The organism is Streptomyces sp. NPDC029216, assembly GCF_040648015.1.
Classification (GTDB): Bacteria; Actinomycetota; Actinomycetes; order Streptomycetales; family Streptomycetaceae; genus Streptomyces.
Window position 1 is genome coordinate 23,631 of sequence record NZ_JBEZWL010000027.1, and the last position, 13,659, is coordinate 37,289.

Consider the following 13,659-nt stretch of genomic DNA (forward strand, 5'->3'; position numbering starts at 1 on the left):
CCCGTACCGGGCGACCGACCCCCTTTCCCCGTTCCGACAGGAGCTCGTGAACTTCATGAAGCACGTCATCGTCACCAACACCGGCAACACCAGGCAGGCCCGGCAGCTCGCCGAACGCGGCGACCTGCGCGTCCTGTTCGTCACCGAGCCGCGGTTCGTCGACCAGTACCCGGAGGGCACCGAACTCGCCCTGGTGGACGACCTCAACGTCCCCGAAGCCGCCACCGCCGCCGTCACCGCGGCGCGGCAGCTCGGGGAGTTCACCCATGTGCTGGCGCTCTCGGAGCGCGCCTCCCAGGCGGCCGGACACCTGCGCAGCCATCTCGGCCTGCCGGGGCCGTCGTTCGACACGGTGGTCAACTGCACCGACAAGCAGGCCATGAAGCAGCGGTTCCTGGAGGCCGGGCTGCCCACCGCGCGGCACGCCGTCGCGGCCGACGCGGCCGGGCTCGCCGCCGCGCTCCGGGAGACCGGCTACCCGGCCATCGTCAAGCCGGTCATCGGTGCCGGGGCGGACGCGACCGAGGTGATCCGCTCCGCCGCCGAACTCGCGACGCCCGCCGTGCAGGCGTACCTCGACCGGCTGACCCACCCGGCCACCACCTCCGAGAAGGCCTTCCCGGTCGTGGTCGAGCAGTACCTGGACGTCCTGAACGAGTACCACTGCGACGGGCTCGTCGCCGACGGCCGGGTGACCTTCGTACGGGTCTCGCGCTACCTCAAGCCGGTCCTCGGCTACGGGGAGGGCGGCGTCTTCGGCTCCCACCTGCTGGACCAGGACTCCGCGGAGGCGGCCGCGGTCCGCGAGCTGCACGAGCGGGCCGTCCGCGCGGTGGGCCTGCGCGACGGGGTGACCCACTTCGAGGCGCTGGAGACCGCCGACGGCTTCCACGCGGGTGAGATCGCGTGCCGTCCGGGCGGCGGCGGCATCCGCCGCATGCTCCAGCTCGACAGCGGCTTCGACACCTGGGGCGCGTACATCGCGAGCAGCTTCGGGGAGGCGTACGAGGTCCCGGCCGCCGCGGGTGCCTCGGACTCCGGTGCCACGGACCCGGGCCTGCTCGTCGAAATGCTGTTCCCGGCGGTGCGCGGCACCGTGACGGCGATCAGCGCGGCGGAGGACTTCACCGCGATCCCCGGCGTCATCGAGGTCGACATGCGGCTCACGCCGGGCGACACGGTCGGCGGGCTCATGGACTCCTCCACGGTCAGCGGCCTGGTCTTCGCCCGGACTTCGGCCGGCCGCGACGTGGCCGCTGTCGTACGGGACGTCGAGGCGGCGTTCCACATGGAGACCGCGGCCCCCGAGGAGACGGCCGCATGAAGATCCTCGTCCTGAACCGCTCCAACCTCGCCACCACCCCCTACGCCCAGTGGCTCGGCCCCGCGCACGAGGTCGTCCTCGTCACCTCCACCGGCGCGATCAGCACCGACCCCGACCGGGCGCACGCGGAGCTGTCCGGCTACCGGGAGGTCGTCACCTTCGACCGCTTCCACGCGAACGCGGCCGTCGAGACCACCGCACTCGACCTGCACCGGCGCCACGGATTCGACGCGGTCATCGCCATGAACGAGTACGACCTGCTGCGGGCGGCCCGCCTGCGGGAGGCGATGGGCATCGACGGCCAGGGCGTGGCCGAGGCGGAGGCGTTCCGCGACAAGCTCCGCATGAAGGAGGTCCTCACCGCGGCCGGCGTCCGCACGGCGCCGTTCGCGCCCGTCGCGCACGTCACCGACCTGTACGCGTTCGCCGCCGAGCACGGCTACCCGTTCGTGGTGAAGCCGCGGCGCGGCGCCGGTTCGACGGGCGTGGAAGTGCTGCGCGACGCGGGCGAGCTGGCGGCCTACGCCGCGGCCCACAGCGCGCTCGGGGACGACGACGGAGCCGCGCTGCTGGCGGAGGCGTACGTCGAGCACGAGCTGTTCCACATCGACGGGCTGATCGTGGCGGGCACCACGGTCCTGGTGTGGCCGTCCGCCTGCACCTCCGCCCTCACCTACCGCGAGGGCACCGTGTTCACCAGCACGACGCTCGATGCGCACGACCCGCTGACCGAGCCGCTGCGCGACCTGACGCTCCGCGCCGTGCGCGCCCTGTCGGCCTGGCCCACGCTCACGTTCCACGCGGAGGTCTTCCGCACCGCGGACGGCACGCTCCTGCTCAACGAGATCGCCTCCCGGGTCGGCGGCGGCAAGATCTACGAGGCGACCCGGCTGGCGACGGGCGTGGACCTGGTCCGCGAATACGTCCAGGCCGTCGGCGACAGCAGCGTCCACCGCCCGCCGGTGGACCGGCCCGAACGGACCGCCGGCTTCGCCCTGTTCCCCGGCAGCCCGGGAACCCTTACGGCGGCTCCCGCCGAGGGCACCTGTGACGTGGCCGGGGTGGACCAGTACCGCCTCAACGTGCCGGTGGGCACGTCCCTCGGCATCGCCGAGCACAGCAGCGCGCGGATCGCATCGGTGGTCGTCGCCGGCGACGACCGCGCGGCGGCGGAGGCGGTCCTCGCCAAGGCCGTCGACTGGTTCCGGGCGGCCACCGAGATCACGCCGCCGGTGCCGGACCCGGCCCCCTGACGCGCCTCCCCTCCGCCCGCTTCCCCTCCGTACGACGAAAGGCCCCCCGTGCACGTCAGTCAGACCGTCCTCATCGTGCCGATGCAACCCACCCCCAACGGACGCATGCACATCGGCCACGGCGCCGGAACGTATCTGCGCGCCGACGTCCTCGCCCGTGCGCTGCGCAGCCGCGGCCACGACGTGTCCGTCATCAGCGGCAGCGACGGGTTCGAGGACTGGGTCACCGCCGCGGCCCGGGCGGAGGGGCACACCCCCGAGGAGACCGTCGCCCGCTTCCACACCGGCATCAAGCAGGACCTGGACAGCCTGTCCATCGGCCTCGACGCGTGGATCGACCCGACCTCGGCCGAGCACCACGACGGCTATCGGGCCGTCCACGAGGACACCCTCGAACTGCTCCGCTCCACCGGCGCGGCGCGCGCCGAGAGCGAGCGGATCCCGTTCTCCGAGCAGACCGGGCGGGCCGTCGTCGGCACCTGGATCGCCGGCGACTGCCCGCACTGCGGCAAGCCGTGCGGCGGCGCGACCTGCACCTTCTGCGGGCAGTTCTTCCAGCCCGAGGAGGTCGTCAACCCGCGCTCGCGGCTCGACGACTCCACGCTGGTGTGGCGGGACGAGGAGAACTGGTTCACGTACCCGACCGATCCGGACGCCATCACCGAGCACCACGTACGGGCCGGGGTGCGCCCGCAGTTCCTCGACACCGTGCGCCGCTACCTCGACGCCAGTGCGGGCCGGGTCAACCTCACCGGCCAGGGCACCTGGGGCATCAAGAGCCGTACGCTCCCGCCGGGCAAGGTCATCGCGAACAGCTACTACCTGTACAGCGTGTACTGCGGCGAGGTGCACCGCCGGCTGACGGACGCCGGCGCCAACCCGTTCGCCGCCGGCAGCGGCGTCACCACCATCGGTGTGTTCGGCAGCGACAACTCCCGTCCGGGCTTCGTGTCCCCGCACGTCATCGCCCAGGGGTCGGGCGGCGCCCTCAAGCCGTTCGACGCGGCCGTCGTCACCGGCATGCTGCACTTCGAGGGTCAGAAGTGCTCCACCAGCAAGGGCCACGGCATCTGGCTCGGCGAGCTGCTCGGCAGTGCCTGCGTCACGGCGGACGAGCTGCGCTTCCACCTGCTCCACGCCCCGCTGGACCACGGCACCGCCGACGTCACCCTGGACGGCCTGGTCGACGACGTGGTGCGGCTGCGCGACTGGCAGCGGAACGTGCTGCTGCCCGCGGTCGACCAGGTGCGGTCGGCGGGCGCCTCCGTGGCGTGCACCCCCGCCGTGCTCGACGCCGTCGAGGCCCAGCACACCGGGCTCAGCCCGTACCACACGGACCTCACCGCGGCGGTCACCGCGCTCGCCGACTGGATGCACCGGGGCCCCGGCTCCGCGCCGGAGGACCGCGGACCGTGGCTGCTCGGCCTCGCCCTGCTCGGCGCCCCCCTGGTGCCCCGCCTCGCCGGTGAGATCTGGGCCCAGCTGGGCTTCGAGGGCGCGCCGGACCTGGCACGGGCCCGTGCCGGCAGCCCGGCGCCGAGCCCGGAGCCGCGGCTGACGCCGCCGCCCGCGGAGCCGCTGACGGCCGAGGCCCTCCTGCCGTTCGTCCACCGGGCCTGAGGCGCGCGGCCGCCGCCCCGGCCCCGCCTCCCCCACCCGCTTCCTCCCTCATCGACCCGACACCGGAGTACCCCATGCACATCACCAGCTGGCTCGACCACGAACCCCACCGGCTGCGCGAGCTGGTCCGCAGCGCCGTGGCCCGTACCGCCCCCTGGCGGGTGGCCGTGCTCTACGGCGGGACCTCCGCCGAGGACCGGCTCTACATGGAGAGCAAGCCCGCCGCCGACTGGTCGGTGCACGACGTCCTCGACGGGCTGCGGCAGCTGGGGACCGATGCCGACTGGATCGACCCGACTTCCCCCTCCTTCCCGTCCGAGATCACCGCCTACGACGCCGCGTTCCTCAACGTGCACGGCGACTTCGGCGAGGACGGCCACCTCCAGGGCACGCTCGCCTACCTCGGCGTCCCCTACACCGGCAGCTCGGTCGCGACGGGCGTCATCGGCGCCGACAAGCGCCTGACGAAACTGGTCCTGGCCTCCTCCGGCGTCACCATCCCCGCCCACCGCCGGCTCAGCCCGGCCGAGACGCCCGAGGCCGGCCTGCACTGCCCGGTCATGCTGAAGGCCGTCAACGGCGGCAGCAGCGTGGGCATGGTCCTCGTCACCGAGCCGGAGGACGTCGTCCCCGCCCTGCGCGGCCTCGGGAAGGCCGGCTTCACCGACGTCATCGCCGAACCCTTCGTCGACGGCACCACCGTGACGGTGTCGGCGCTGCGCATCGACGGGGACGTGGTCCTGCTGCCGCCGGTCACCTGCGGCACCGAGCGGGAGTACTACGACGAGTACAGCAAGCTGCACGGCGAGCAGGCGGGCACGGTGACCTACCGGGCCCTGACCGACGCCGAGGACCCGCGCCTGCACGCCCTGCACCGCGCCACCCGGGAGGTCCTGAAGGTCATCGACTTCGAGGGGGCGATCCGGGTGGACTTCATCCTCACGCCGGACGGTGACCCGGCGCTCCTGGAACTCAACACCATCCCCGGCGTCCAGCACGGCAGCAACCTCGTGCTCGCCGCCGCCGCGGCCGGCATCACGTACCCCGAGCTGCTGGGCGTCGTCCTGGCCAGCGCCGCCAACACCGCGAAGCTCGCGCCCTGGCGGCGGGAGCGGGCCGACCTGGCCTGATCTCACCCTCATCGCCCACCGCACGGAACGGACACCCACCCCATGCTCCATGACGGCTACAACACCACCGCGGTAGCCGTGGTCGACGCCCTCGGCACCGGTCACCTCCTCGGCCCCGCCCTCCGCTCCCGAGGCGTCCCCGTCGTCCACGTACGCAACCACACCGCGGAGTTCGAACGGCAGCTCCACACCTTCCACGCGCCTGACTTCACCGCCGCGCTCGACTTCACCGGTGACCCGGCGGCCACCGCACGGCAGCTGCGCGACCTGGGCGTCCGGCACGTCCTGGCCGGCACCGAGAGCGGCAGCGACACCGCCGACCTCCTCGCCACCGAGCTGGACCTGCCCACGGCGAACGCCCCCGGTTTCGCCGCGGCCCGCCGGGACAAGCGCACGATGCACCGGATCCTGCACGAGGCCGGGGTCCCCGTACCGGCCCAGCAGCACCTGGACGGCGACGGCCGCGTCCACTGGCAGACCGGCCCGCTCGACCCGGCGCAGCCCACCGTGGTCAAGCCGCCCGCCAGCGCCGGGACGGACGGCGTGCACATCTGCCCCACCGCGGCGGACCGCGACGCCGCCGTCCGCGGCCTGCTGGGCGCCCCCAACCTGTTCGGCCAGCCCAACGACGGCGTCGTGGTCCAGGAACTCCTCACCGGCCCGGAGTACATGGTCAACACCGTGTCCGTGGACGGCTCCCACATGGCCGTCGAGATCTGGCGCTCCGACAAGAAGCTGGTCGACGACGCGCCCGTCTACGACCGGCAGGAGCTGCAGAGCCCCGACGCGCCCGGCATGCCCGCCCTCCTCGGCTACGTCCGCGAGGTCCTCACCGCGCTGGGCGTGCGCTGGGGCGCCACCCACACCGAGGTCATCCTCACCGACCGGGGACCCCTGCTGCTGGAGACGGGCACCCGGCTGCCCGGCGGCCACGACCCCTCGCTCAGCCTCAAGGCCCTGGGCACCAGCCACCTCGACGAGGTCGTCGACTCCTACCTCGCGCCCGACGCGGTCGCCGACCGCGGTCCGGTACGCCCGCTGCGCCGCCACGCCCTGGGCGTCAGCCTGATCTCCCCGGCCGCCGGCGTCCTCCTGCGGCCGCTCGACCTGGACCCGGTCACCTCGCTCCCGTCGTTCCACGGGATCCGGCTGACCGTCCGCCCCGGATGCGAACTCCCCCGTACGACCGGCCTGCACAGCAAGCCCGGCGGCCTCTACCTCTGCCACGAGGACCCCGCGCAGCTCGAACGCGACTACCTGGCGGTACGGGCCTGGGAGCGGGACGAGTTCACGAACGCCGTGGCCGGCCGCTGACGGACACTGCCGGGCGCCTCCGCCTGCCCCCCCTGCCGACTGCCCTGCCGACGGCCCTGCCCGTGCCGCCCTGCCCTTGAGGATGCCGCCATCAACGCCCAAGCGAACACCACCACGCCCCCGCCGGAACCCGGCACCGCGCTCACTCCCCGCCGGCTGCTCCGCCGCAGACCGCTGCGGCTGCTCTTCCTGGCCCGCGGCACCTCGGTGCTGGGCGACATGGTCACCCCCGTCGCCCTGGTCTTCGCCGTCCTCGCCCTGGGCGGCGGCGCGTCCGGCATCGGCATCGTGCTGGCGGCCCGGGCGCTGCCGAGCGTGGCGCTCGTCCTGATCGGCGGGGTCATCGGCGACCGCTACCCGCGCCGGTCCGTCATGGTGTGGTCGAACCTCGCGGGTTTCGCGGGCCAGACCCTCACCGGCGTCCTCATCCTCCTCCAGCACGCCCCGCTGTGGTGCATCGCCCTGCTGGCCGCCACCCGCGGGGCGACGGGCGCGTTCTTCAACCCGGCCTCCACCGGCGCCATCGCGGAGGTCGCCCCGGCAGGGAACCTCCGGCAGACCTACAGCCTCTTCTCCCTCGTGGGCAATGCCGCGGAAGTCGCCGGACCGGTCCTCGCCGCCGCACTCCTGGCCTGGGTCGACCCCGGCTGGCTGCTGGTGGCGGACGGAGCCACCTTCCTGATCAGCGCACTCCTCGTCGCCGCCGTCGGCCCGCTCGGCCACCCGGCCGCCGGCGCCCGCCGCTCGATGGCCGGGGACATCCGCGAGGGCCTGCGCTGCGTGACCGAACGCCGCTGGCTGACCGCCCTCATCGCCAGCGCCGCCGTCTTCCAGCTGTGCCTCCTGTCCGCCCTGAACGTCCTCGGCCCCGTCGTCGCCAACGACCACCTCGGCGGCGCCTCCGCCTGGGCCCTCATCGTCGGCGCGCTGGGCGCCGGCGGGCTGTGCGGCACTGCCCTGTCCCTCAAACTGCGCCTGCGGCGGCCCCTGTTGACCGGGTACGTCGCCATGCTCGCGGGCGCCGGCCCGACCCTGCTGCTGCTCGCCCTGCCCGCGCCCGTGTACGTCCTCGCCGTCTCCGAGTTCGTCTCCGGCATGGCCATCGCGGTCTTCACCGCCGTGGAGTCGGCGGCCATCGCCAAGGAGGTACCCCGCGACCTCCTCTCGCGCGTGGACGCCGTCAACCGCTTCGGGTCGATGGGTCTGCGACCCGTCGGCACGGCCCTGATCGGCCCGGTCGCCGCCGCCTGCGGAGTGCCCCTCACCCTCGTCTGCGCCGCCGTGCTCTCCCTGCTCGCCATGGTCGTCCCGCTGCTCGTCAAAGACGTGCGCCGGCTGACCGAGTGAGCGGGACGACACCCGGAGCCCGGACACACGCCCCCGCACGACCACCGAGGAGACCCGTATGACGGACCGCACGCCCGCCCCCATCCTGATGGCCGACCCCCGCGTCGCGGCGATCCCGGTCACCGGCTCCGACGAGCCGCTCGTCGACCTGCGCACCCGCTCCGGTCTGCGCATGGACACCCGCAAGGCCGACCCCGCCGGACACTACGCCCACGTACGGCAGGGGGTGGCCGACCGCCTCGCGCAAGCCGCCGGCCTGCTGCCCGCCGGGATCACCTTCCTCTTCGTCGAGGGCTACCGGCCGCCCGACCTCCAGCAGCGCTACTTCACCGCGTACCGCGAGCGGCTGCGCGACCTGCGGCCCGACCTGGACGAAGCCGGCCGGCACCTCGCCGCCAGCCGGTACGTGTCACCGCCGGAGATCGCACCCCACTCGGCCGGATCCGCCATCGACCTGACCCTGTGTACCGAGGACGGCCGCGAACTGCCCATGGGTACGAGCGTCAACGCCTCCCCCGAGGACAGCGCCCTGCGCTGCTACACGGCGGCCCCGGACATCGACCCGGAGAGCCGCGCCAACCGGGACCTGCTCGGCAGCGTCCTCACCGCGGCCGGCTTCGTCAACTACCCCACCGAGTGGTGGCACTGGTCGTACGGGGACCGCTACTGGGCCCTGGGCACGGGCCGCCCCGCGGCCCTGTACGGGCCGGTCCACCGCACCGCGGAACCGCCGGTCCAGGGGAGCGCGGGCGCCGCCGACGGGACCGCCCGGTGATCCCCGAGCCGTCCCCCCTCGCCCCGCCGCACCCCCTTCCGGCCCTCTCCGCGTACCGGCCCGTCCGCCACGAGGTGCCGTACTTCGCGCAGTGGGAGTCGCCCGAGCTGGTCTCGGAGATCGTCACGGGCCGCCTGGACGCCGCCGACGACCCCCGCTGGCGGGCCTCCGGCGCCGACTCCCCCGAGGAGTACGCCTTCTGGTCCTGGCGGGTGTGCGGCATGGCCTGCCTGCGGATGGCGCTGACCCACTGGGGCCTCGACGCGCCCCCGAGCGTCACCCTCGGCAAGGAGTACCTCGAAGCGGGCGCGTACGTACCGAAGGAGGGCGGCCTGCACGGGCTGATCTACGAGCCCTTCGCCCGCCACACCCGGGACCGCTTCGGCCTCCACGCCGAATCCCGCCCCTGGCTCCCGCTGCGCGAGGTCGCGCACCAGCTGCACGCCGGCCGCCTCGTCATGCTGTCCGTCCACCCGGGCGTCCGCAGCGGGGACACCGAGCCGCCCCACCGCGGCGGGCACCTCGTCCTGGCCGTGGGCGCGGACCGGAACGCGGTCACGATCCACAACCCGTCGGGCTGGCACGGCGTCTCGCAGGAGTTCGTCGACGTCCCCTGGCCGGTGATGCGCCGCTACTACGCACGCCGCGGCGTCCTGCTCGGCCGCCCGGCCGGCCCATCGGAAACGGTAGTGTGACGATCCGGTGTACGCCGGTTCCCTGTGTCCGGAGAGTGATGGGGCTGCGATGAGCGAACGGACGAAGCCCGAGGTCCACGTTCCGACGGGCGACGCTCCCACCGAGCTGACCGTCCGGGACCTGGTCGTCGGGGACGGGCCCGAGGTCAAGCCGGGCATGGTGGTCAGGGTCCACTACGTCGGGGTGACCTTCGCGTCCGGGAAGGAGTTCGACGCCTCCTGGGACCGGGACCAGCCGTTCAAGTTCGCCCTGGGCGGTGGCAGGGTCATCAAGGGCTGGGACCGGGGAGTGAGGGGGATGAGGGTCGGCGGCCGGCGCGAGATCATCGTCCCCCCGCGCCTCGGCTACGGGAACCAGTCGCCGTCGCCGCTGATCCCGCCGGGCTCGACCCTGGTCTTCGTCGTGGACCTGCTCGACGTGTATTCCGCCGCCGCCGGGTGGAGCAACTCCTAGGCCCCGGTCGCGCCGAGGAAGCCGGGGTGGTTCGACAAGATGAACGACGCCGAGATCGTCGCCCGGTGGACGCGAGAGGCGGTCGACCAGGGCCTCACCGAAGCGCAGGTTCGTTATGTGCTTGCCGAACTCGTGCATTACGCCACGCTGCGGGACGGGCGAACCGGCGTCGAGGTGTCCGCCGTCGACGGGGTGTGGCAGTCGGACGCACTGATCGACGAAGAGCTCAGGGCACGGCTGCGTGACGCGGTCCGGGTTCTGGAAGAGGTCCCCGAGGCGGAGCGGGACTGGCATCCCGGATCCGACGGCCAGGTACTGGATCTGGTGCATCCCTCGCTGTTCTGTCTGGTGAGGGAGGCGAGTGGCGGACCCGAGCGGGCTTGGCGGAACCCGACGGACCGCCATTCGACGTACGAATTCTCGGAGAAGTTCCAGTGGCTGCCCACGGACGTCGACGTCAGCGACGACGGCGAGGTCACCTTCCGTTCGTACGTCAACAACGTCCACCCCGAGCTGCACCGCGAACTGCTCTCCGTCCTGCCGGACCTGTTCGCGCGCCTGCGCCCGCTGCTGGAGGACGTGCTCACCGATCTGCGCCATCCGCGTCCCCTGCGGATCGAGGCCGACCCCTACGGGTGGTACGACTCGGAGCCGGAGCCCCCGAACCGGTCCTCCTACCCCGACGACGAGACCTACGCGGAAGCCCGTCGTGCGTGGGCGGAGGCCCAGGACGACTGGTGGGAGAACCGCCGTCCCGTCATCCCGGACGCCCCCGCCTTCACCATGCCCGAGCCGCCCGACGCGTCCGCCCGGGTCGACCTGCGCGGCCGCCGTCTCCAGGTCATCGTCAAGCTCGCCACCATCCACCTCACCCCGGAGAAGCCCGAGTACCCGGGCGGTTCCTGGCACGTCGAGGGGATCCTCGCGTTCTTCCTGGTCGACCCGTCGGAGACCATCGTCTCGACGTCCGATGTGCCGCCGCAACAGCCGTGGTCCGATACCTCGACCATGACGCTCGCACAGGCACGGGACTACCGCGAACAGCTCATGCGGGAACGCAAGTTCTTCGTCGACGAACACAACGAGCAGCTCTACGAGCGGGAATTCTCCCTCTGCGAGCACTGAAGCTCATCCGCGCTCACGTAGCGCCGGACCAGGTCGTGCAGGTAGTCGGGGCCGAAGCCGAAGGCGGCCGTCTCGGGGACGAGGGTGCGCATGTGGCGGTTGGAGACGGACAGGGTCTCCGTGGGCACGTCGTGGAAGGTCCAGTGGGCCGAGCGGCCCAGGGCCGCCTCCAGGGCCGAGACGATCCGGGCGGCGGGAACGCTGGTCCCCGACGCCACGTTGACCGTCCGGTCGTCCACCCCCAGGGCGAGCAGCCGGTCGAGCACCGTGGTGACGTGCCGGACGTCGATGAGGTCGCGGCACGCCCCGCGGTGCACCGTGACACTGCCCGCCCGGATCTGGCCGACCAGGGAGGGCAGCAGCTGCGCCGGGTTCTGGCCGGGGCCGACGACATGGCTGAGCCGGAGCGTCAGCCGCCGCGCACCGGATTCGGCCACCAGCCGCTCCATCGCCAGCTTGTGCCGGCCGTACGGGGAGACCGGCTCCGCCCGGGTGTCCTCGCTGCCCTCGCCCGTCCTGCCGTAGAGCCCGGTGGACGCGGAGGACAGGAACACCAGGAGGCGGCCCCGTTCCCGGCAGCGCCGGGCCGTCTCGGACACCAGTGCCGCCTCGCGGCGGAACCGCTCCGGCGAACGCTCCGAGGTGTCCGAGACCCCGGCGGCCAGGACGGTGGCGGGCACGCCGTGGGTGAGGCCGTGCCGGAGGTAGTGCGCGAGGAAGCCCCCGCCTACGATCTCCGTGGTCATGCCCGGAGCAGCCGTCGCTCCACCGCGTCGGCCGCGGCCCCCGCGTGGCCCGCCCGTACGATCTCGTCGCGTACGGCGCGCACCCGGCTGCGTACCCCTTCGTGGGCGTGCAGGCCGGTCACGGCCCTGCGCAGGACATCGGCCGTCACGGATCGCAGCGGCAGTGCCACGCCCAGCCCGAGCTCCCGCAGCCGGCGGGCGTTGGCGGCCTGTTCGGGGAGCCGGGGGACGACGAGGGACGGCACCCCGTGGTGCAGGCTCTCCATCGTCGTGGCCATGCCCCCGTGGTGGACGACCAGCGAGGCACGGGCCAGGACGGCCCGCTGCGGCACCCAGCGGTGCGCCTCGACGTTCGGGGGCAGCGGGCCGAGCAGGGCGGGGTCGGTGCGCTCGCCGACCGCCATCACCAGGTGCCAGTCCAGCCCGGCGAACGCCTCGGCCGCCATCGCGTGGAACTCGGGGTGGGCGTGGTCGATGGACCCCAGGGTGACCAGTGCGACCGGGACGTCCCCCGGGGGCGGGGTCCATCCGCCGGGCTCGGGTTCCGGGGGGAGCGCCGGGCCGGCGAAGGTGTACGCGTCCCCGTAGCTCTGCGCGTCCGGCTGGAAGGAGCGGGGCACCAGGACGAGGCCGCCGGAGAACGCGGCGTCGAGGTGTTCGCGCACGTCGGTGGGTACGCCTTCGTCGCGCAGGAACCCGGCCAGCCCGGTGAGGAACTCCCCCGCGAACGGGTTGGCGCCCGGGACGTGCGGGTCGGTGCGGGACCAGTGCCGGGGGGTGGCCAGGTACGTCCACACCTGCATCGACGGGACGCCCCGCTTGGCGGCGAGCACGGCCCCCGCGCCCGCCGGGTCCTCGGTGACGACGAGATCGGGCGGGCGGCCGGCGAAGCGGTCCTCCAGTTCGGGCAGGGTGGCCCGTGCGTCGGCGAGGTACAGCAGGGGCAGTCGGCGCGTGTCCGTCGGCCAGTCCGCCGGGTCCGCGGGCAGGGAGGAGCGGAATGTCACGGCCTCGGCTCCCGCCGCCTCGACCATGGGCGCGAACCGCTCGGTGGTGGCGTAGCTGACCCGGACGCCGCGGCGCACCAGTTCGGCGACCGTGCCGAGCAGGGGCGTGATGTGGCTGTGGGCGGCGGCCGTGAAGAACGCCACGTGCGGGCGGCCGCCCCCGTGGCCCGGGGCGGCGGCGCCGTCGTCAGGCGGCACCGGCATCGCTCACCGCTCCGGGGGCGCCCGTCGGCGTGGGGGGCGTGCCGGCGCGTCGGGCGCGGAGTTCCTCCAGGCTCTGCAGGAGCGCCGGGAAGGGCTGCGGCTGGTTGCCGTCGTTACGGCCGGTGGTCATGCTGAGGCCCTTGACGGGCGGCCCGAGCACGACGTTCTCGCGGCCGGCGAGGCGGGCCCGGTGGTCGCGCATCGCGGCGCTCTCCCATCCGCCGGGCGGCAGCGCGGCGGCCAGTGCGATGGGGGCGTCCGTGCACTGGAGGGCCATGGTCGCCGGGGTGTCCGCGAGCCCCTGGGCCAGGCGGGCGATGAAATGCATTCCGGCCGGATACACGGCTATCGCGTCCGGCCAGCCGGCCAGCTCGACATGGAGCTTCCGGACCTGCGGTTCGTCCGACCAGGAATCCTCGAATACCGGCCGATTGGTGAGGACCGCGAGTCCTTCGCGCGTCACGAAGCGCTGCGCGGAGCGGGTCAGGACGATCCGCAATTCCACGTCCGGATAACTCACCTGGAACCAGTTGACCCACAGGGGCAGGAACGCCGCATTGGACGATCCGGTACCGATGAGGAGAAGCCGTTTGATGCCGACGGGGGACACCTTCATCGCGGGCATTCCCCAGTTCTGTTCCATTGCCATATCGAACTCCGATCTC

Annotated in this window: 13 protein-coding genes; 10 read left to right on the forward strand and 3 right to left on the reverse strand. The window is 73.4% G+C overall.

Annotation, left to right across the window (positions count from 1 at the left end; all coding sequences use genetic code 11):
- Positions 1–55 precede the first annotated feature (55 nt).
- The 10 genes from AB0F18_RS13435 (at position 56) to AB0F18_RS13480 (ending at position 11,037) form a co-directional block, all read left to right on the forward strand.
- Positions 56–1,324, forward strand: coding sequence for a hypothetical protein (locus tag AB0F18_RS13435; RefSeq protein ID WP_362058966.1), 1,269 nt, complete (start codon positions 56–58; stop codon positions 1,322–1,324).
- Complete coding sequence (locus AB0F18_RS13440; RefSeq protein ID WP_362058852.1) at positions 1,321–2,577, forward strand: ATP-grasp domain-containing protein; 1,257 nt, start codon at positions 1,321–1,323, stop codon at positions 2,575–2,577. Before AB0F18_RS13435 ends, AB0F18_RS13440 begins: the two co-directional genes overlap by 4 nt.
- 81 nt (positions 2,578–2,658) lie before the next feature.
- On the forward strand, positions 2,659–4,197 hold the full coding sequence (locus tag AB0F18_RS13445; protein WP_362058969.1) for a class I tRNA ligase family protein: 1,539 nt from the start codon (positions 2,659–2,661) through the stop codon (positions 4,195–4,197).
- 74 nt (positions 4,198–4,271) lie between these two features.
- The gene (locus tag AB0F18_RS13450) at positions 4,272–5,327 is read left to right on the forward strand and encodes an ATP-grasp domain-containing protein (protein WP_362058855.1); all 1,056 of its coding nucleotides are present in this window, start codon (positions 4,272–4,274) and stop codon (positions 5,325–5,327) included.
- A 42-nt stretch (positions 5,328–5,369) separates the two neighbouring features.
- Entirely contained in the window at positions 5,370–6,641 is a 1,272-nt protein-coding gene (locus AB0F18_RS13455; protein ID WP_362058858.1) for a hypothetical protein, read from the forward strand.
- A gap of 156 nt (positions 6,642–6,797) precedes the next feature.
- Positions 6,798–7,988 carry an MFS transporter gene (locus AB0F18_RS13460; protein WP_362058972.1) on the forward strand — a complete coding sequence of 397 codons (1,191 nt, stop codon included), beginning with the start codon at positions 6,798–6,800 and terminating at the stop codon, positions 7,986–7,988.
- Positions 7,989–8,046: 58 nt separating this feature from the next.
- Positions 8,047–8,763 carry a M15 family metallopeptidase gene (locus AB0F18_RS13465; protein WP_362058861.1) on the forward strand — a complete coding sequence of 239 codons (717 nt, stop codon included), beginning with the start codon at positions 8,047–8,049 and terminating at the stop codon, positions 8,761–8,763.
- On the forward strand, positions 8,760–9,458 hold the full coding sequence (locus AB0F18_RS13470; RefSeq protein ID WP_362058864.1) for a C39 family peptidase: 699 nt from the start codon (positions 8,760–8,762) through the stop codon (positions 9,456–9,458). The genes AB0F18_RS13465 and AB0F18_RS13470 overlap by 4 nt, the downstream gene beginning before the upstream one ends.
- A 49-nt stretch (positions 9,459–9,507) precedes the next feature.
- A complete protein-coding gene (locus tag AB0F18_RS13475; RefSeq protein WP_362058867.1) occupies positions 9,508–9,912 on the forward strand; it encodes an FKBP-type peptidyl-prolyl cis-trans isomerase in 405 nt (134 codons plus the stop codon).
- A gap of 39 nt (positions 9,913–9,951) precedes the next feature.
- A complete protein-coding gene (locus tag AB0F18_RS13480; protein ID WP_362058870.1) occupies positions 9,952–11,037 on the forward strand; it encodes a DUF4246 family protein in 1,086 nt (361 codons plus the stop codon).
- Here the strand turns inward: AB0F18_RS13480 and AB0F18_RS13485 are convergent.
- Genes AB0F18_RS13485 through AB0F18_RS13495 form a run of 3 tightly spaced genes read right to left on the reverse strand, consistent with a single transcriptional unit; the run spans position 11,004 to position 13,637 of the window.
- Positions 11,004–11,783 (reverse strand): NAD-dependent epimerase/dehydratase family protein, encoded by a 780-nt coding sequence (locus tag AB0F18_RS13485; RefSeq protein ID WP_362058873.1) that lies wholly within the window; start codon positions 11,781–11,783, stop codon positions 11,004–11,006. The two genes, AB0F18_RS13480 and AB0F18_RS13485, sit on opposite strands and share 34 nt — an antisense overlap.
- The gene (locus tag AB0F18_RS13490) at positions 11,780–12,994 is read right to left on the reverse strand and encodes a macrolide family glycosyltransferase (RefSeq protein ID WP_362058876.1); all 1,215 of its coding nucleotides are present in this window, start codon (positions 12,992–12,994) and stop codon (positions 11,780–11,782) included. Before AB0F18_RS13490 ends, AB0F18_RS13485 begins: the two co-directional genes overlap by 4 nt.
- Entirely contained in the window at positions 12,978–13,637 is a 660-nt protein-coding gene (locus AB0F18_RS13495; protein WP_362058879.1) for a flavoprotein, read from the reverse strand. The genes AB0F18_RS13490 and AB0F18_RS13495 overlap by 17 nt, the downstream gene beginning before the upstream one ends.
- Positions 13,638–13,659 lie beyond the last annotated feature (22 nt).